The sequence below is a fragment of the Variovorax sp. Root411 genome, assembly GCF_001425205.1.
Classification (GTDB): Bacteria; Pseudomonadota; Gammaproteobacteria; order Burkholderiales; family Burkholderiaceae_C; genus Variovorax.
In genome coordinates, this window is sequence record NZ_LMDW01000004.1 from 138,558 (window position 1) to 155,475 (window position 16,918).

Genomic DNA, 16,918 nt, shown 5'->3' on the forward strand with positions numbered 1-16,918 from the left:
TCAGTTCAGTGCGGTCACGGCGCGCGCGATGCGCTTGCAGCCTTCTTCGAGCGTCTCGATCGACGTGGCGATGGAAAGGCGGAAGTAGGGCGACAGGCCGTACGCGGTGCCCGCGACCACGGCCACGCCTTCGTTTTCGAGCAGGTACATCACCACGTCGCCGTCTTCCGCCAGGCGCTTGCCTTCGGGCGTGGTCTTGCCGATGAGGCCGCCGCAGTTGATGTACAGATAGAACGCGCCGGGCGGCGTGGCGCAGCTCAGGCCGGGAATGGCGTTGATGAGCGCCAGCGTGCGGTCGCGCCGCTGCCTGTAGACGGCCACGCTCTCGGCCACGAAGCTCTGGTCGCCGTTCAGCGCGGCCGCCGCGGCCGCCTGGCTCACCGAGCAGCAGTTGCCGGTGGACTGCGACAGCAGCGTGTCCAGCGCCTTGATCAGGTCCACCGGCCCGGCCGCATAGCCGATGCGCCAGCCCGTCATTGCATAGGTCTTGGAGACGCCGTTCACGATCAGCGTGCGGTCGCGCAGCGCGGGTGCCTCCACGAGGATGTGCGGCGTCGCCTCGCCGTCGAAGCGGATGTGCTCGTAGATCTCGTCGGTCATCACCATCACGTGCGGATGGCGCATCAGCACCTCCGAAAGCGCGCGGTATTCGGCGGCGGTGTAGCTGGCGCCGGTCGGGTTGCTCGGCGAGTTGATCAGCAGCCAGCGCGTGCGCGGCGTGACGGCCGCCTCGAGCTGCGTGGGCGTCAGCTTGAAACCGTTCGCCTCGGGGCAGGCCACGGTGACGGGCGTGCCTTCGCAGGCCAGCACCATGTCGGGGTACGACACCCAGTACGGTGCGGGAATGATCACTTCGTCGCCCGGCTCCAGCGTGATCGCGAAGGCGTTGTAGATCGCGCTCTTCGCGCCGCTGGTGGCAATGATCTCGTTCATCGCGTAGCGCAGGCTGTTCTCGCGCTCGAGCTTGGCGGCGATGGCTTCGCGCAGCTCCACCGTACCGGCCATCAGCGTGTAGCGCGTGGCGCCGCGCTCGATGGCGGCCGCCGCGGCCTGGCGGATGTGGGGCGGCGTGTCGAAGTCGGGCTCGCCCACCACGAGGTTCACGATCGACTTGCCCTGCCTGCGCAGTTCGTTGGCGCGGTCGGCGGCCGAGGTGCTGGGCGAGGGCTTGATGCGCCGCACGCGGGCGGCAATGCGGGAGGCAGCGTGGGAGGTGGTGGCTTGCATGGACCGAACGGTACGCAGATCGAACCGCTGAGGCCAAGACGACTTTTCACTGGTCGTATAGGCGCAGCTTATGGTGAGTCCCCCTACCGGCCGCGCAGGGGCGGTGCTAGGCTTGGCTTTTGCTTCGGGGACAAGGCGTGAACCTGCGACGCCTCAAATATTTCGTGAAGATCGTGGACATCGGCAGCCTCACGCAGGCGGCCGAAGTCCTTTTCATTGCCCAGCCCGCGCTCAGCCAGCAATTGGCCACGCTCGAGGGCGAGGTGCGCCAGCAACTGCTCGTGCGCACCAAGCGCGGCGTGACGCCCACCGAGGCCGGCAAGGTGCTGTATCGCCACGCGCAGATCATCCTGCGCCAGTGCGAGCAGGCCCGCGTCGACATGGAGGCGGCCGGCGAAGGGTTGTCGGGCCAGGTGTCGGTGGGGCTTGCGCCCGGCACGGCCGCATCCGCACTGTCGCTGCCGCTGCTGCGCACCGTGCGCGCGCGTCATCCGGGCATCCTGCTCTACCTGAACGAGAACTACGGCACCACGCTGAGCGAACTCATCATGAACGGCCGCATGGACCTGGCCGTGCTCTATGGCGACAAGGCCATCCATGGCCTCACCTTCGTGCCGCTGCTCAAGGAACCGCTGTTCCTGGTCGGGCCGGCCGCGATGCCGGCGCCCTCGCAGCCGGTGAAGCTGGCCGACCTGCGCGACATCGAGCTCTTTCTTCCGCGCCCGTACAACGTGGTGCGCAAGCTGGTGGACGAGGCCTTCGTGCGCGCGGGCATGGTGCCGCGCGTGGTGGCCGAGATCGAATCGGCTTTCACGCTCACGGCCGCCATCGCCGACGGGCTGGGCGCCACCATCCTGCCCGCGTCGATGGCGCGCGAGGTGGTGGCGAGCTGCGGGGCCTGGCAATTCCCCATCGTCGACCCGGTCATCGAGGCGCCGCTGGCGCTGTGCCAGTCCGACCACCTGCCGCTGTCGGAACCCGCGCAGGCCGTGAAGGACATCCTGCTCGAACTCGTGGTCGACCTGGCCGGCAAGGTTGCGTCGACGCCCGAACCCGAGCTCGCCGCGCTGTCATAAGCCGGCCTTATCCCGGCACAGCCATTCCGTCTTGGGCTTTGTGCCCATGGCCCGTTACCTTTCATGCATGCCGTCACGCGTTCGCGGAACGCGTCGGCCACCACAGCCCCGGCATGAAGCAGGAACAGATCAAGACGCTCATCGACGCTTTGGCCGCATCGGACCTGGCGGAACTGGAGTTCAGCGAGAACGGCAGCACGCTGCGGCTGGTGAAGCTGTCGGCGCTTGGGGCTGCGCCCGCCGCGCGAAGGCCCTTCGTCAAGGCACCGCCGCGAGCCATCGAAGAAGCAGCTGCACCGCCCGCTGCCAGTGCCGAGTGCCTCGCGCCGTTGCACGGCGTGGTGCACCTGCAGCCCGCGCCCGGCGAGCCGCCCTTCGTGCAGCCGGGGCAGGCCGTGGAAGCGGGCCAGCTGCTGTGCGTGATCGAGGCGATGAAGATGTTCAACGAGGTCCGCGCCGAGCGCGATGGCATCGTGCGGAACGTACTCGCACGCTCCGGCGACGAAGTGGAAGCGGGGCAGCCCCTGTTCCGCTTCGCATGAGGAGGCACGCGCGATGTTCGACACCGTGCTCATTGCCAACCGCGGCGAGATCGCCCTGCGCATCCAGCGCGCCTGCCGGGGGCTCGGCCTGCGCACGGTGGTCGTGCACTCCGAGGCCGACCGCGATGCGATGTATGTCGCGCAAGCCGACCAGGCGCTGTGCATCGGGCCGGCAGCGCCGGGCCTTAGCTACCTGAACCAGTCCGCCATCCTGTTCGCGGCCGAGGTGAGCGGCGCGCAGGCGATCCACCCCGGCTACGGTTTTCTCTCGGAAAACGCGGGCTTTGCCGCGCGCGTCGAGGAAGCGGGCCTCGTGTTCGTCGGGCCCAGTGCCGCCTGCATCCGCACGATGGGCGACAAGGTCTCGGCCAAGCGCGCGATGCGCAAGGCCGGCGTGCCCTGCGTGCCCGGTCCCGACGAGCCGCTGCCCGACGACCCGGCCACCGTGCTGGCCCTGGCGCGCGGCATCGGCTATCCGGTGATCGTGAAAGCCGCGGGCGGCGGCGGCGGGCGCGGCATGCGCGTGGTGCACGAAGAGGCTGCGCTGCTGCACGCCATGGCGCTTACGCGCGAGGAAGCGCGCCAGGCCTTCGGCAACCCCGAGGTCTACATCGAGAAGTTCTTGCTGCATCCGCGGCACGTCGAGATCCAGGTGCTGGCCGACAGCCATGGCAACGCCGTGTGGCTGGGCAGCCGCGACTGCTCGCTGCAGCGCCGCCACCAGAAGGTGATCGAGGAGGCGCCCGCGCCCGGCATCGACGACGCGCTGATGGCCGAGGTGGGCGAGCGCTGCGCGGCCGCGTGCCGGCAGATCGGCTACTGCGGCGTGGGCACTTTCGAGTTTCTCTACGAGAAGGGCGCCTTCTATTTCATCGAGATGAACACGCGCCTGCAGGTCGAGCACCCGGTGACCGAGATGACCACCGGCATCGACATCGTGCAGCAGCAGCTGCGCATGGCGCGCGGCGAACGCCTGTCGCTCGCGCAGGCCGACGTGCGCTGCCAGGGCCACGCCGTCGAGTGCCGCATCAATGCCGAGAACCCCGACACCTTCGCGCCAGCGCCGGGCCGCATCACCGGCTGGCAGGTGCCCGGCGGCTTCGGCGTGCGCGTCGATTCGCATGCGGGCGCCGGCTACCGCGTGCCGCCGTACTACGACTCGATGATCGCCAAGCTCATCGTGCACGGCGAGACCCGCGCCGATGCGCTCGACCGCATGCGCCTGGCGCTGGCCGAGACGCGCATCGAGGGCATTGCCACCAACGTGCCGCTGCACCGCGCGCTGCTGCGCGACGAAGGCTTTGCCGCGGGTGGCGTCGACATCCACCACCTCGAACGCTGGCTGCAGCAAAGGAGCGCGGCGTGAGCGCACAGACATCCTCGACCTCACCGTCCACCAGCCTGCTGGGCACCACCGCGCTGCTGTTCGAAGCGCCCGGCGACATGAACCTGCCTTCCCAGCAGCGCATCTGGGCGCTGGCCCACGAGGCCGAGACCTGGCCCGAAGTGCGCGAGGCCGTGCCCGGCATGAACAACCTGATGCTCACCTTCACGCGCGCGCCACGCCACCTCGACGCGCTGCGCACGCGCCTGTGCGACGCCTGGGACGCCACCACCGCCGTGCCGCGCGAAGGCCGCGTGGTCGAGCTCCCGGTGGTCTACGGCGGCGAGGGCGGCCCGCACATGGCCGACGTGATGGCGCACACGGGCCTGGGCATCGACGCCATCGTCGAGCTGCACAGCGCGCCGCTCTACCCGGTGTATGCACTCGGCAGCCACCCCGGCTACTGCTACCTGGGCGGCATGGACTCGCGCATCGCGACGCCGCGCCGCAAGGTGCCGGTGCTGAGCATCCCCGGTGGCGCGGTGTCGATCGGCGGCGCGCAGACCGGCGTGTCGGCCTCGGCCGGCCCCAGCGGCTGGAACACCATCGGCAGCACCTCGATGGTGTTCTTCGATCCAGCACAAGACCCGCCCGCGATGCTGCAGCCGGGCGACATGATCCGCTTCCGCGTGGAGGGCATCGTCCGATGATCGAAATCCTCTCATCCGCAGCGCTCGCCACCGTGCAGGACCTGGGCCGCACCGGCAGCCTGCGCTGGGGCGTCGGCACCTCCGGCGCCATGGACAACCTCGCGCTGGCCGCGGGCAACCTGTTGCTGGGCAACGAACTGGGCGCCGCCGCCGTCGAGGTGCCGGTGTTCCCCTTCAAGGTCCGTTTCGCCGAAAACTGCGCCTTCGCACTAACGGGCGCCGATTGCGCGGCCCGGCTCGACGACCAGCCGCTGCTGCCATGGTGGGTGCACCAGGCGCGCGCCGGCCAGGTGCTCACGCTGGGCCTGCCGCAAGGCGGCGCGCAGCGCGGCAGCCGCGCCGTGCTGTGCGTGGCCGGCGGCATCGACGTGCCCGAGGTACTGGGCTCGCGCAGCACGCAACTGCGCGGTGCCTTCGGTGGGCACGAGGGACGCGCGCTGCGCCGGGGCCATGTGCTGCGCGCAGCGGCCACGGGCAGCACTTGCCGCACCGGCTTCGGCCTCGTGCCGCCCGCGCTCGCACTGCCGCTGCAGCGCGACGGCGTCGCGGCCGTGCGCGTGTTGCCTGCGGCCGAGTACATGGCCTTCGAGCCCGCTTCGCGCGACGCCTTCTGGGCCGGCGAATGGAAGATCACCCCGCAGAGCGACCGCTACGGCTACCGCCTGGAAGGCGAGCCGCTGCGCCCCATCGCGCCGATGGAACTGCGCTCGCACGGCATCGTCCCCGGCGTCATCCAGGTGCCGCACAACGGGCAGCCGATCATCCAGATGCGCGACGCCCAGCCGTCAGGCGGCTACCCCAAGTTCGGCACAGTGATCGAGGCCGACATGTGGCGCCTCGGGCAAGCGCCCATCGGCAGCCGTGTTCGTTTTGTCGAAGCCACCTGGGACGAGGCGCTGGACGCACTCGACGAAGTGCGCGCCTGGCTCGACAAGGTGGCGCGCATGGTGGCGCTGCATCGTGGCGCGCCTGTGGCTGCGGCGAGGGCGTAGATGAAAAACCGCTCTTCGATTCGTCGCGTTGTGTGTGAGGCGCGTTGTTCAGGGCGCGCTCACGCCGACGGGGTACCTTGCTCCGCGAATGTCCCCCGCTTCGCTCCTCCTTTATTTCGCTGCGCAAGGCACCCCGCCGTCGTCGTGCACGGGGCGTCGGGTGCTCCCCGCAGCGAAATAAAGGAGGAGCGAAGCGGGGGACATTCGCGGAGGGGAGTACCCGGCGGCCTGTGCACGCACCCCGGAAAGAACTGACATGCAGGACACCGCACTCCGCACCCCGCAGCTGGCCGCCTGGCTCTCCGGCACCGACATCGGCCTGCTCGAACTGCGTACGCCCGAGGGCACGCTGCGCCTCGGCCGGCTGGGCGACGGCATCGTTGAACTGCCGGTGGAAGAAGCAGAGGAGCCCGAACTCCTGCCGATCGACGCCCCCTCGGTCGGCGTGTTCCTGCACAGCCACCCGCTGACCACCGCACCGTTGGTCCGCACAGGCCAGCGCGTGGAAGCCGGCCAAACCGTGGGCCTGCTGAAGATCGGCCCGCTGCTGCTGCCCGTCACAACGCCGCAGCCCGGCGTCGTCGAAAACATCCGTGTGGACGATGCCGCCACCGTCGGCTACGGCACGCCGCTGGTCGACCTGCACCCCCTCTGAAAAGACGTGAAGGACACCCCCATGGACATCGACCTGAACGCAGACCTTGGCGAAGGCTTCGGCCCCTGGCGCATGGGCGAGGACGAAGCCTTGCTGGACATCGTCTCCTCCGCCAACGTGGCCTGCGGGTTCCATGCGGGCGACCCGGTCATCATGGACCGCACCGTTCGCATGGCGCTCCAGCGTGGCGTCGATGTGGGCGCGCACGTCGGCTTTCCCGACCTGATGGGTTTCGGCCGCCGGCAGATGCAGATCGAGACGAAGGAGCTGGTGGCCTACGTGCTCTACCAGCTCAGCGCGCTCGATGGCATGGCCCGCACCGCCGGCCACCGCATGACGCACATGAGCTTCCACGGCGCGCTCGGCAACATGGCCGCCGCCGACGCCGCGCTGGCCGAGCCGCTGGTGCGCGCCGTGGCCGACTTCGACCCCACGCTCACCGTCAGCACCTCGGCCAGCCGCGCCATCGAAGGGGCCGCCGAACGCTGCGGCCTGCGCGTGCGCACCACCTTCCTGGCCGACCGCGCCTGCGGCGACGACGGCCTGCTGGTGCCGCGCAAGTTGCCCGACGCCGTCATCCACGACCGCGACGCGGTGCTGGCGCGCGTGCGCCAGTTGCTCGAAGACGGCACCGTCGCCAGCTACACCGGCAAGAAGATCCCGATGCGCGTTCATTCGATCCTGCTGCACGGCGACACCCCCGGCGCGGTGGAACTGGCGCGCGCCGTGCGCGGCGTGGTCGAACAGGCAGGGCGCGTGGTGCCCATTTCCAGGCAGTCGATCTGACGACGCGCAAGGGCACGAACATGGTGCTTACCCTTGGTCATATGCACGGATGCCGGGCGACATAAGGGCGGCTTATCTCTCCACAGCCATTCCGTCTTGGCGCCGCGCACGGGCGCTGGCTACAGTGAATTCCAGGCAGACGTCTGCCGTCTCAATGAAAGAACACAACATGCCGTTTTCCGACTACAAGACCGCGCTGGTGACGGGAGCCTCGTCGGGCATCGGCGCCGCCGTGGTCGAGCGCCTGAGCAAGGAAGGCCTGAAGGTGCATGCGCTCGCGCGCAGCGCCGACAAACTGGCCGACCTGGCCGCGCGCACCGGCTGCGTGCCGCACGCCGTCGACGTGGCCGACCTCGAGGCGGTCACGCGACTGACCAGGGAAATCGAATTCGACGTGCTGGTCAACAACGCCGGCGTGGACCGCCCCGGCTCCATCCTCAAGGCCGACGCCGAAGGCATCGACCTGCTGGTGGACGTGAATCTGCGCGCCGTGCTGCACCTGTGCCGGCTCGTGGTGCCCGGCATGGCGGCGCGCGACCGCGGGCACGTGGTCAACATCAGCTCCATTGCCGCGGCCTACAACTTCGGCGGCAACAGCACCTACCACGCGACCAAGGCGGCCGTGAGCATGCTGTCGCGCCAGCTGCGCATCGACTGCTTCGGCAAGCGCGTGCGGGTCACCGAGATCTGTCCGGGGCGCGTGGCCACCGACATCTTCGCGCACGTGCACGGCGACTCCGAGGACACCTACAAGCGCTTCGTCGAAGGCTTCGAGCTGCCGCAGGCCGAGGACATCGCCAATGCCATCGCCTTCGCCATTGCGGCGCCCATCGCGGTGAACGTGGGCCACATGGAAATCACGCCCACGCTGCAGGTGCCCGGCGGCCTGTCGACCACGCGGCCGGAAGCGCCGCAGGCCTGAGCGGCGCAATCGCGGCAAGCCACGCAAAGGAACCGAGCGCATGAAAGACTTCGACCTGCTGGCGATCCTGCTGAAACCGGAGTTCGGTGCCATGCTGCTGCACGGCCTGCAGGAGACGCTGAAGATCGCCGCGGGCTCGTGGCTGCTCGCCATGACCATGGCCATCGTGCTGCTGATGGTGCGGCTCACGCCCAACCGCATCGCCGAACGCGTGGTGGCCGGCTATGTCTCCTACCACCGCAACGTGCCTACGCTGGTGCAGCTCATGTTCTGGTACTTCGGCATCTTCAGCCTGCTGCCCGACGCGCTGCAGGGCTGGCTGTCGGTGCACAACGCCGAGCGGCTGCTGTCGATCGTCGCGCTCGGCCTGTGCCAGGCGGCCTACTTCAGCGAAGACATGCGCTCCGGCCTTCGCGCAATTCCCGCCGGGCAGGCCGAGGCGGCGCGCGCACTGGGCCACGGCTACATCGGCTCGATGCGCCACGTGATGCTGCCGCAGGCCATCCGCAACGCGGTGCCGGCGCTGGTCAACCACAGCGTGTCGCTCTTCAAGAACAGCAGCCTGGCCATGGCCATCGGCGTGGCCGAACTGACGCACGCGGTGAAGGAAATCGAGAGCCAGAGCTTTCGCACCTTCGAGGCCTACAGCGTGGCGACGGTGCTGTACCTGCTGTGCTCGCTGCTCATCATGGCGGTGGGCGGATGGCTGGCGCGGCGCTACCGCATCGCCGGCGCAAGGTAAGCGAGGCACCCGATGTACAGCGTCTACGAAATCCTTCGCGACAACTGGCTGCTGCTGCTGGTCGGCCAGTACCCGAGCGGCCCGCTCGGCGGCATCGTCGCCACCCTGATCCTCTCGGTGCTGGGCATCGTGCTGGCCTTTCCGCTGTCGGTGCTGCTCGCGCTGGCGCGGCTGTCGCCCTGGCGGTTGCTGAACTGGCCCGCTGCCGTGCTCGTGTATGTCGTGCGCGGCGTGCCGCTGCTGATGGTGATCCTGTGGGTCTACTTTCTCGTGCCGATCCTTATCGGGCGGGACGTGTCGGGCTTCACCACCATGCTGTGCACGCTGGTGATCTACGAAGGCGCCTACCTCTCTGAGGTGGTGCGCGCCGGCATCCAGTCGCTGCCCAAGGGCCAGGGCGAGGCGGCGCGCGCGCTCGGCCACAGCCACCTGAGCACCATGTGGTTCGTGATCCTGCCGCAGGCGCTCTACAACATGCTGCCGAGCATGCTGAGCCAGTTCATCTCCACCATCAAGGAGACCACGCTGGGCTACGTGATCAACGTGCAGGAACTCACCTTCGCGGCCAACCAGATCAACAACCAGCTGCTGACCAAGCCGTTCCAGGTGTTCTTCATCCTGGCGATGACCTACTACGTGGTGTGCTTCAGCCTCACGCAGCTGGCGCAATGGCTGGAGCGGCGCATCGCGTACAAGCGGCTCGGCGCCGCGGCGGTGAAGTCCGCCGAAGACGGCGCGCCGCTCCCGACCCCAGTGGTGACGCAGCCATGACGACCGTTCCACACCCCGCAGGGCAGGCACAACAGCCCGCCAAGGACGACACCATGATCCTGTTTTCGAACATCAACAAGTGGTACGGCGACTACCAGGCGCTGGCCGACATCAACGCCGAGGTGAAGAAGGGCGAGGTCGTGGTGGTCTGCGGACCCTCGGGCTCCGGCAAGTCGACGCTGATCCGCACCGTGAACCGGCTGGAGGAAGTGAAGTCGGGGAAGCTGCTGTTCGACGGCCATGACATCCACGCGCCCATGAGCGGCAAGGCGCTCAACAAGCTGCGCAGCCGCATCGGCTTCGTGTTCCAGAGCTTCAACCTGTTTCCGCACCTGTCGGTGCTGGAGAACATCATGCTGTCGCCGATGCGCGTACTTGGCGTGAAGCGCGCCGACGCGAAGGCCAAGGCCGGGCAGCTGCTCGAACGCGTCGGCCTGTCGAACAAGGCGGGCGCGTACCCGGCGCAGCTGTCGGGTGGCCAGCAGCAGCGCGTGGCGATCGCCCGCGCGCTGGCGATGGAGCCGCCGGCCATGCTGTTCGACGAGCCCACCAGTGCGCTCGACCCCGAGATGGTCGGCGAGGTGCTGTCGGTGATGCGCGGGCTGGCGCACGACGGCATGACGATGATGTGCGTCACGCACGAGATGAACTTCGCCCGCGAGGTGGCCGACCGCGTCTGGTTCATGGACGCGGGGCGCATCCTCGAAACGGCCGACCCCGCCACCTTCTTCGGCAGTCCGCAGCATCCGCGCGCGCAGCGCTTCCTGTCGGACCTGCGCGCGCACTGAATTCCCACCCGCGTTTCCCTTCGCAATCTCCCAGGAGTCCACCATGTCGAACAAGACCGTCTTCCGCCTCGCCGCCATCGGCGCCTGCCTTGCTGCGTCGTCCCTGCTGGCGCATGCCGACCAGTGGAGCGACATTGCCCAGCGCAAGGAACTCAAGTGCGGCACCTTCGCCGACGTACCCCCGTTCGCCGCACCCGACCCGAAGACGCGCGAGATGGTGGGCCACGACGTCGACCTGTGCCATGCCGTGGCCAAGGAACTCGGCCTCACCGCCAAGGTCACGCCGCTGTCGGTGGAAGCGCGCGTGCCCGAGGTGAAGCTCGGCCGCGTCGACGTGACCATCGCCAACCTGGCCTACACCAAGAGCCGCGGCGAGCAGATCCAGTTCAGCGACCCGTACTACGTGGCCAAGGAGATGCTGGCCGTGAAGGCCTCCGACCCCGGCACGGCCAAGGCCGACTTCAAGGGCAAGCGCCTGAGCTCCACCAAGGGCTCGACCTCCGAGCTGTCGATCAAGATGAACGGCTCGGAGCCGGTCACTTTCCAGGACACGGGCTCGGCCTTCATGGCGGTGCAGCAGAACAAGTCGATCGGTATGGTCGCCAACACCATGACCATCACCAAGCTGGTCAATCAGTCGAAGACCGAAGGCGTGGCGCTGAAGATGATCAAGGAACCCATGGTGCTGCAGCCCATCGGCATCGGCATGAAGAAGGACGAGCCCGCGCTGCTGGCCAAGGTGAACGGCGCGCTCTATGCGCTGGAGAAGTCGGGCGAGCTCGACCGCATCTGGGCCAAGTGGCTGGGCCCGAACACCGAATACAAGATGGTGCGCGAAGAGAAGGTCATGCCGCTGGCCGACCTGAAGTTCGAACTGCTGCCTTGATTGAGGCTGTGCGGGGACTTTCGGGGCGCGCTCACGCCGACGCGGTGACCTTTTTCGCGAATGTCCCCCGCTTCGCTCCTCCTTTATTTCGCGAAAAAGGCCCCCGCATCGGCGTGATCGTTCAGAGGGTGCTCCCCGCAGCGAAATAAAGGAGGAGCGAAGCGGGGGACATTCGCGGAGGGGAGTACCCGGCGGCCTGTGCACGCGCCCTGAACAAGAGCACAAGAGCACAAGAGACCTCAGTCGTAGTTGGTGAACCGGCTGGGTTCCTGCGTCTGCGTATTCAGCGGCTGGTAGCCCTGGATGTTCTGCAGCAGCGTGCTCGTCGGGTTCGAGCCGACGTTGCCGAAGCCGTTGAACTGGATCTGGAACATCAGCCGCGTGTCCGGCGTCGTGCGGCCCGACACCAGCCGCTCGAGCACGATGCGCCCGACCCAGCAGCAGGCGTTGTATTCCGCGCCGATCAGGCTGTCCGACATCGCGCGGTCGTGCAGGCTGTAGCTCAGCCGTCCCACCGCATACCAGCGTCCCGGGTCGCCGGGTTTTCTTTCGCCGAAGAGCCCCCGCGTCAGCTCGCTCAGCGGCCATTGCCAGTTCAAGTCGATCGTCTTCGTGCCGTCGTCCGCGGTCGAGCTGCTGTCCGCCTGGTAGCGGTAGGCCGCGGTCAGCGTGTGATACGGCGCGGGCGTATAGCGCAGGGTGAGCGCGTCGCGCGAGCTCTTGCCGGTGTCCATGTTGTATTGCGCGACGCCGTCGATGCTCCACTTCGGGCTCCAGTGCACCAGCCCGCCGACGATGAAGTCGCCCGTTCGGTCGGTCACGGCGGTGCCGCTCGGCAGCGTGACGTTCTGGTCGCTGAAGCGAAAGCGCTGCGCGATGCCGAAGCGTGCCGACTCGGCGCCAGTGGCCGGGTCGATCAGGCGCGTGCTCACGCCCGTGGTCAGCGTGTTCGTGTCGGAGATGCGGTCGTTGCCCGAGAACGCGTTCTCGGTGTAGAGCGTGGCAAAGCTGATGTCGTTGGTGGCGGTGTCGTACACCGGCAGCTGGCTCTGGTCGCGGTAGGGTGTGTGCACATAGAAGGCGCGCGGCTCCAGCGTCTGCCGCCAGGCGCGGCCGAACAGGCTGGCATCGCGCTCGAACACCAGGCCGCTGTCCAGGCTCACGGTCGGCACTACGCTGCTGATGGAGGTCGCGCCGCTGGCCAGTGGCGAATCGAGCTGGTAGGCGGCCGTGTGCAGCAGCAGCTTCGGAATGATGTAGCCGCCCGGCGTGACCCACGGGCGGCTGATCTGCAGGTTGCCGACCACGCGCTCTCCGTTGGGCTGCTTGATGCCGTTGAGCGTGGGCGAGTAGGCCGAATCGACCTCGAAGCGCGTGTAGTCCAGCGTGCCCGACACGTCGAGGCCGTGCCAGTCGTACTTGTTGTAGTTGGCCGTGATCTGCGGAACGCGGTTGTACGAGGGCGTGATCGGCGAGGCCGCGTACTGCAGCGTCTGGTAGGAGAGGGTGCGCGCCTGGCCGCTCCAGTCGCCCTTGCTCCAGTTGAGGTCGGCCTCGTTCGTGAGCGTGCGCGAGGTCAGCGTGGGCGTGTGGGAGAAGTCGCGCCAGTAGTCGTCGTCGCTCACGCGGTTGATGTTGAACGAGGTGCTCAGCGAGTCGAGCCCGAAGGGCTTGGGGTCGAACTGCTGGTTGTGCTTGGCCCACAGGCCCCAGCGGTTGATGCCGCGCAGGCTGTCGCTCGGCATCTCGTCCACGCGGATCTGACCGCTGTAGGTCTTTTCCAGGTAGCGGAACTCGGTGCCGAGGTTCACGCCCCGGCTGGTCATGATCTCGGGGTACAGCGTGAGGTCGCGGTTCGCCGCGATGTTCCAGTACCAGGGCTGCAGGTACTCGAAGCCGTTGGTGGTGTCGTAGCCGATCACCGGCGGCAGCAGGCCGCTCTGGCGCGCGTTGTTGAGCGGGAAGCTCACCGACGGCAGCGAGGGCGTGGTCACGCCCAGGAAGCTGATCTGCGCATCGGTCGCCGTCGCGAGGTTGGTTTCGCTGTCGGTGGTCAGCGTGACGGCGGTGAGCATCCACGCGGGCATCCAGCCCGTGTAGTTCTCGCGCAGGCAGGTGGTGTAGGTGGCATGCCGGGCCACCGACACCTTGGGGTCGACGAAGTCGATGCGCTCGGCCTCGCCGTGCGCGCCATTGGCCAGCAGCGTGTAGCGCACGTGGTCGAAGAAGCCCTCGAAGCTCTCGACCTTCAGGTGCAGCTCGGGGCCCTCGTACACGTTGCCGGCCTGGTTCAGGTGCACGTTGCCGCTGGCCGTGGCCAGGTCGCCCGGCGGCTGGTATTCGAGCCGGTCGGCGGTGATGCGCGTGTCGCCGCGCCGCAGCGAGGCATTGCCTTCGACCACCACTTCGAGGTCCGGGCGCTCACTGAGCCTGTCGCCGTCGACCAGGCTCGGGCGCATGCCGCGCTCGGCCGGTGCGATGGTCTCCGCGAGCTGCGGCGTGCGGCGCAGCGTCATCGGCGCCTCGGTCCATGTGTCCTGTGCCGAGGCCGCCTGCGGGCGCAGCAGGAGCAGCGACAGCAACACCATCGGCGGCAGCGGAAAACCGCGCCAGCGTAGTTTCATGAGAGAAGATTTCTTGGAAGCCGGCGTCGGGTCAGGCGCCTTGCCTGGCCTGCGATTCCCATGCAAAGCCGACGCCATAGACCGAGCGGATCCAGTCGTGCGCGGTCGAGACGGTGGCCAGCTTCTTCCTGAGGTTCTTGATGTGGGTGTCGACCACGCGTTCGTTGACGTCGAGCGCCTCCGGGAAGGCGGCTTCCAGCAGCTTCGACCGCGTCAGCACCCGCCCGGGCTCCTGCGAAAGCGCGCGCAGCAGCAGCGACTCGCGGCGCGTCAGCGGCAGGTAGTGCCCGTCGAGAATCGCGCAGCCGCGCACCGCCCCGAAGGTGATCGGCACTGAAGGGTGCACGACGCTGCGGCGCTGCGCATAGCGCCGCAGCACCACGTGGATGCGCACCACGACTTCCTTCGGAGAAAAGGGCTTGCACACGTAGTCGTCCGCGCCCAGTTCGAAGCCGCGCAGCCGGTCGGCTTCGTCGCTGCGCGCCGTCAGCATGATGATCGGATGGTCGCTGCGCGCGCGGATCTTCTCCAGAATCTGCAGGCCGCTGACGTGCGGCAGTTCGACGTCGAGCAGGGTGAGCGCCGGCGGCGAGGTCAGGATGCGATGCAGCGCGACCGCGCCGTCGTCGATGTGGTCGACCTCGTGCCCGGCGCGATGCATCTCGTCCAGCAGCACCGACGCGGCCTCGCGCCCTTCCTCCACCAGCAGGATGCGGCTCATCGCGTCACTGAAGTTTCAGGACGCCCGGATGCGCCGCCCTGACCGGGGCCTGCGTGCTCCTGTCGCGGCAGTTCCTCATGTGGTCGTCGACCGTCAGGTCGCCCTGCAGGTCGGTCAGCAGCCGCAGCGTGCGGCCGATGGCGTCGTCGTCGAGCAGCGGGTAGCCTTGCTCGGTGCGCCCGTTGTTGCGCGCCACGCGCGCGATGTAGGGCAGGTCCTGCGGCGTGATGACGACGGACGGCATCACGCCTTCGAGCTCGACGCCCTCGAACGGCAGCAGCACGAAGTACTGCACGCGCAGGTCGGGCGGCATCAGGCTGCGCAGGTGCGTGGTCTTGCGGCCGCACTGCCAGGCCGGGTCTTTCACTTCGCGTGCCAGCGGATGCCCGTGCTGGCGCAGGAACCAGCGCGGCAGCGCCTGGGCCGAGGTCTTGCGGTACACCACCGCGTTGCGCCAGCCCTTCACCTCGAACAGGTACACGCCGGCCTCGCACACCAGTGCCACGTCGAAGCGGGCCGTGGGCACGGCGCTGCCTTCGTACATGGGAATGACGAGGTCCCGCAGCACATGCAGCCGCCCGAATGCGGGCTGGAATGCGCTGGTGAGCTGCTGCATGCCCAGCGTGGTTGCCGTGCTGCTCGCCGGCTCGCCGTCCGCAGGGCATGCGCGCCGCGCAAGCGCGGAAGTGTCCGGCTTCGGGTGTCCGTGGCCGGCCAGCGTGAGCACGGGGCGGGCGGGGACTTTATGCAAGGCAGTGGTCATGTAAGGCTCCTTCGAACTTCAAGGATTGCGCAACTTTCGGGAGACTTTGTGCAGAAACGGCAATTGCTCGGCCTGCGCCGATCGCGCACCCGCAACCGCATCGATCGATGCGCCGTTTCCGATGCTTCCCATGAGGACGACCCATGCGAGCGCCAACTCGCCATTGGCCGCGGCCAGCACGTGCAGGTCGAGCAACAGGCCCTGGAAGTCCTCCATCAGCTGCACTTCGGAGATGTCGCCGCGGTCGCGATGCTGCTTCGATGCCTCGAAGCCGGCCCTTGCGTTCATGACGCGCGCGTACGCGGTGTTCGCGATGTCGCTCTGCATCTGCAGGCGGTGCAGCGCCCCGGCGACCTGCTCGCGTGCCTGCACGACCGCGTGCGCGTAGGGAGGCTCGCCGGGCACTTCGATGTCCTGCGCTTCATCCGTTGCGTCGATGACGCCGGCGGGCATCGCGGCCGGGTCCGCACCGTAAAGAGCAGCGGCCAGGTTGATGTCGTTCCTGTTGGCCAGCACGGACATCGGAAGTTCGCGTGGCACCTCGGCCGCGAAGCGGGGCAGCGCCTTGTCTTGCAGCGCGTCGGCGAGCATTTCATTCATTGAGGCTTCCGACATGTGGCATTGCGCGGCCAGGTACGTGATGTAGTTGGCGCGCTGCGCCTTCAGCTTGCCGATGGTGGTCTCTGCGCTGGCCTGCCGTGCTGCGAGCTGCTTCGCAAAGTCGTCGTGCGGCAGCGTGCTGCCCTGGATGAGCGCAGACTGCCGCTCGACCGCGGCGTGCGTGTTCTCCAGATAGAGCAACTCGAGCGTCTTCACCTTGAGTGCGATGTAGGCCGCGGCCACGCCGGATTCGGCCGGGCCCTGCGATGCGGCCATGAGCCGGTTCATTGCGGCGTCTCCGAAGCCGGCCCACCAGGGCTGCGCGCTCGCCTGCGTTTGTGTCTGCGCGCGCGCCTTGTGGTCGACGAACATGCCCGCCGCGAGCACCGAGGTGGAGTGAACCATCGCGATGCTCGTGCTGGCGCATGCGATGGCCAATGCACCGCACATCGCCGCCATCAGGATTCGTGAACGCTTCACCTGTGAGTCTCCAGCTTCGTCATGCGTGGATCTTTTCAGGCGAATTGGGAGAAATTTGAAGGACCTCCGGATCGGCCTGCAGCGCGATGCGCGCACGGTGTGATGTGCGCGCACAACACTCGATGCGGCAGAGAACCGATCCACCAAATTCCTCCCGATTTGGACGAAACCATGCGTACAGCCGGTCGATACCGAACGGCCGCATCAGACCTGAAACTGGAGAACCCTGAATGAAGAAAACCCTCACGGCATTCGCTGCCCTGGCCGTCTGCGGGCTGGCCTCTGCCCAATCGTCCGTCACGTTGTTCG

General features: G+C 67.9%; 18 protein-coding genes. 12 read left to right on the forward strand and 6 right to left on the reverse strand.

Annotation, left to right across the window (positions count from 1 at the left end; all coding sequences use genetic code 11):
• Complete coding sequence (locus tag ASC92_RS09330; RefSeq protein WP_056513712.1) at positions 1 to 1,227, reverse strand: aspartate transaminase; 1,227 nt, start codon at positions 1,225 to 1,227, stop codon at positions 1 to 3.
• Between the two features lie 137 nt (positions 1,228 to 1,364).
• Between ASC92_RS09330 and nac the strand changes: the two genes are divergently transcribed.
• The 12 genes from nac (at position 1,365) to ASC92_RS09390 (ending at position 11,421) form a co-directional block, all read left to right on the forward strand.
• Positions 1,365 to 2,303, forward strand: a complete 939-nt coding sequence (gene nac, locus ASC92_RS09335) for a nitrogen assimilation transcriptional regulator NAC (protein WP_056513716.1) — start codon at positions 1,365 to 1,367, stop codon at positions 2,301 to 2,303.
• 113 nt (positions 2,304 to 2,416) lie between these two features.
• Positions 2,417 to 2,845 carry an acetyl-CoA carboxylase biotin carboxyl carrier protein gene (locus ASC92_RS09340; RefSeq protein ID WP_056513719.1) on the forward strand — a complete coding sequence of 143 codons (429 nt, stop codon included), beginning with the start codon at positions 2,417 to 2,419 and terminating at the stop codon, positions 2,843 to 2,845.
• Positions 2,846 to 2,858: 13 nt separating this feature from the next.
• On the forward strand, positions 2,859 to 4,211 hold the full coding sequence (gene accC, locus ASC92_RS09345) for an acetyl-CoA carboxylase biotin carboxylase subunit (RefSeq protein ID WP_056513722.1): 1,353 nt from the start codon (positions 2,859 to 2,861) through the stop codon (positions 4,209 to 4,211).
• Positions 4,208 to 4,879: a 5-oxoprolinase subunit PxpB gene (gene pxpB, locus ASC92_RS09350; RefSeq protein ID WP_056513725.1), complete on the forward strand. Its 672-nt coding sequence runs from the start codon at positions 4,208 to 4,210 to the stop codon at positions 4,877 to 4,879. The genes accC and pxpB overlap by 4 nt, the downstream gene beginning before the upstream one ends.
• Positions 4,876 to 5,871 (forward strand): biotin-dependent carboxyltransferase family protein, encoded by a 996-nt coding sequence (locus ASC92_RS09355; protein WP_056513728.1) that lies wholly within the window; start codon positions 4,876 to 4,878, stop codon positions 5,869 to 5,871. The genes pxpB and ASC92_RS09355 overlap by 4 nt, the downstream gene beginning before the upstream one ends.
• Positions 5,872 to 6,127: 256 nt before the next feature.
• On the forward strand, positions 6,128 to 6,526 hold the full coding sequence (locus tag ASC92_RS09360) for an acetyl-CoA carboxylase biotin carboxyl carrier protein (protein WP_056513731.1): 399 nt from the start codon (positions 6,128 to 6,130) through the stop codon (positions 6,524 to 6,526).
• Between the two features lie 21 nt (positions 6,527 to 6,547).
• Complete coding sequence (locus tag ASC92_RS09365; RefSeq protein WP_056513734.1) at positions 6,548 to 7,312, forward strand: LamB/YcsF family protein; 765 nt, start codon at positions 6,548 to 6,550, stop codon at positions 7,310 to 7,312.
• A 169-nt stretch (positions 7,313 to 7,481) separates the two neighbouring features.
• Positions 7,482 to 8,234 (forward strand): SDR family oxidoreductase, encoded by a 753-nt coding sequence (locus tag ASC92_RS09370; RefSeq protein ID WP_056513793.1) that lies wholly within the window; start codon positions 7,482 to 7,484, stop codon positions 8,232 to 8,234.
• Positions 8,235 to 8,274: 40 nt separating this feature from the next.
• Positions 8,275 to 8,976 (forward strand): amino acid ABC transporter permease, encoded by a 702-nt coding sequence (locus tag ASC92_RS09375; RefSeq protein ID WP_056513737.1) that lies wholly within the window; start codon positions 8,275 to 8,277, stop codon positions 8,974 to 8,976.
• Between the two features lie 12 nt (positions 8,977 to 8,988).
• Complete coding sequence (locus tag ASC92_RS09380) at positions 8,989 to 9,747, forward strand: amino acid ABC transporter permease (protein ID WP_056513741.1); 759 nt, start codon at positions 8,989 to 8,991, stop codon at positions 9,745 to 9,747.
• Positions 9,748 to 9,800: 53 nt separating this feature from the next.
• Positions 9,801 to 10,535: an amino acid ABC transporter ATP-binding protein gene (locus ASC92_RS09385; RefSeq protein WP_056513744.1), complete on the forward strand. Its 735-nt coding sequence runs from the start codon at positions 9,801 to 9,803 to the stop codon at positions 10,533 to 10,535.
• A gap of 43 nt (positions 10,536 to 10,578) precedes the next feature.
• On the forward strand, positions 10,579 to 11,421 hold the full coding sequence (locus ASC92_RS09390) for an ABC transporter substrate-binding protein (protein WP_056513747.1): 843 nt from the start codon (positions 10,579 to 10,581) through the stop codon (positions 11,419 to 11,421).
• A gap of 239 nt (positions 11,422 to 11,660) precedes the next feature.
• On the opposite strand, the gene ASC92_RS09395 is transcribed toward ASC92_RS09390, so the two are convergent.
• The 5 genes from ASC92_RS09395 to ASC92_RS28895 form a co-directional block, all read right to left on the reverse strand.
• Entirely contained in the window at positions 11,661 to 14,045 is a 2,385-nt protein-coding gene (locus ASC92_RS09395) for an LPS-assembly protein LptD (RefSeq protein WP_056513750.1), read from the reverse strand.
• Positions 14,046 to 14,076: 31 nt separating this feature from the next.
• Positions 14,077 to 14,766: a response regulator gene (locus tag ASC92_RS09400; RefSeq protein ID WP_056513753.1), complete on the reverse strand. Its 690-nt coding sequence runs from the start codon at positions 14,764 to 14,766 to the stop codon at positions 14,077 to 14,079.
• Between the two features lie 4 nt (positions 14,767 to 14,770).
• On the reverse strand, positions 14,771 to 15,529 hold the full coding sequence (locus ASC92_RS09405; protein WP_056513755.1) for a nuclease-related domain-containing protein: 759 nt from the start codon (positions 15,527 to 15,529) through the stop codon (positions 14,771 to 14,773).
• A gap of 18 nt (positions 15,530 to 15,547) precedes the next feature.
• Complete coding sequence (locus tag ASC92_RS09410) at positions 15,548 to 16,609, reverse strand: hypothetical protein (RefSeq protein ID WP_157609017.1); 1,062 nt, start codon at positions 16,607 to 16,609, stop codon at positions 15,548 to 15,550.
• Positions 16,610 to 16,628: 19 nt separating this feature from the next.
• A partial coding sequence (locus ASC92_RS28895) for a hypothetical protein (RefSeq protein ID WP_162245716.1) occupies positions 16,629 to 16,918 on the reverse strand: 290 nt, incomplete at its 5' end.

Excerpts from the sequence above, each read along its gene's own strand:
- ASC92_RS09330 (WP_056513712.1), bottom strand. The coding sequence starts at position 1,227 with ATGCAAGCCACCACCTCCCACGCTGCCTCCCGCATTGCCGCCCGCGTG.
- ASC92_RS09340 (WP_056513719.1), top strand. The coding sequence starts at position 2,417 with ATGAAGCAGGAACAGATCAAGACGCTCATCGACGCTTTGGCCGCATCG.
- accC (WP_056513722.1), top strand. The coding sequence starts at position 2,859 with ATGTTCGACACCGTGCTCATTGCCAACCGCGGCGAGATCGCCCTGCGC.
- ASC92_RS09355 (WP_056513728.1), top strand. The coding sequence starts at position 4,876 with ATGATCGAAATCCTCTCATCCGCAGCGCTCGCCACCGTGCAGGACCTG.
- ASC92_RS09360 (WP_056513731.1), top strand. The coding sequence starts at position 6,128 with ATGCAGGACACCGCACTCCGCACCCCGCAGCTGGCCGCCTGGCTCTCC.
- ASC92_RS09365 (WP_056513734.1), top strand. The coding sequence starts at position 6,548 with ATGGACATCGACCTGAACGCAGACCTTGGCGAAGGCTTCGGCCCCTGG.
- ASC92_RS09370 (WP_056513793.1), top strand. The coding sequence starts at position 7,482 with ATGCCGTTTTCCGACTACAAGACCGCGCTGGTGACGGGAGCCTCGTCG.
- ASC92_RS09375 (WP_056513737.1), top strand. The coding sequence starts at position 8,275 with ATGAAAGACTTCGACCTGCTGGCGATCCTGCTGAAACCGGAGTTCGGT.
- ASC92_RS09380 (WP_056513741.1), top strand. The coding sequence starts at position 8,989 with ATGTACAGCGTCTACGAAATCCTTCGCGACAACTGGCTGCTGCTGCTG.
- ASC92_RS09385 (WP_056513744.1), top strand. The coding sequence starts at position 9,801 with ATGATCCTGTTTTCGAACATCAACAAGTGGTACGGCGACTACCAGGCG.
- ASC92_RS09390 (WP_056513747.1), top strand. The coding sequence starts at position 10,579 with ATGTCGAACAAGACCGTCTTCCGCCTCGCCGCCATCGGCGCCTGCCTT.
- ASC92_RS09395 (WP_056513750.1), bottom strand. The coding sequence starts at position 14,045 with ATGAAACTACGCTGGCGCGGTTTTCCGCTGCCGCCGATGGTGTTGCTG.
- ASC92_RS09400 (WP_056513753.1), bottom strand. The coding sequence starts at position 14,766 with ATGAGCCGCATCCTGCTGGTGGAGGAAGGGCGCGAGGCCGCGTCGGTG.
- ASC92_RS09405 (WP_056513755.1), bottom strand. The coding sequence starts at position 15,529 with ATGACCACTGCCTTGCATAAAGTCCCCGCCCGCCCCGTGCTCACGCTG.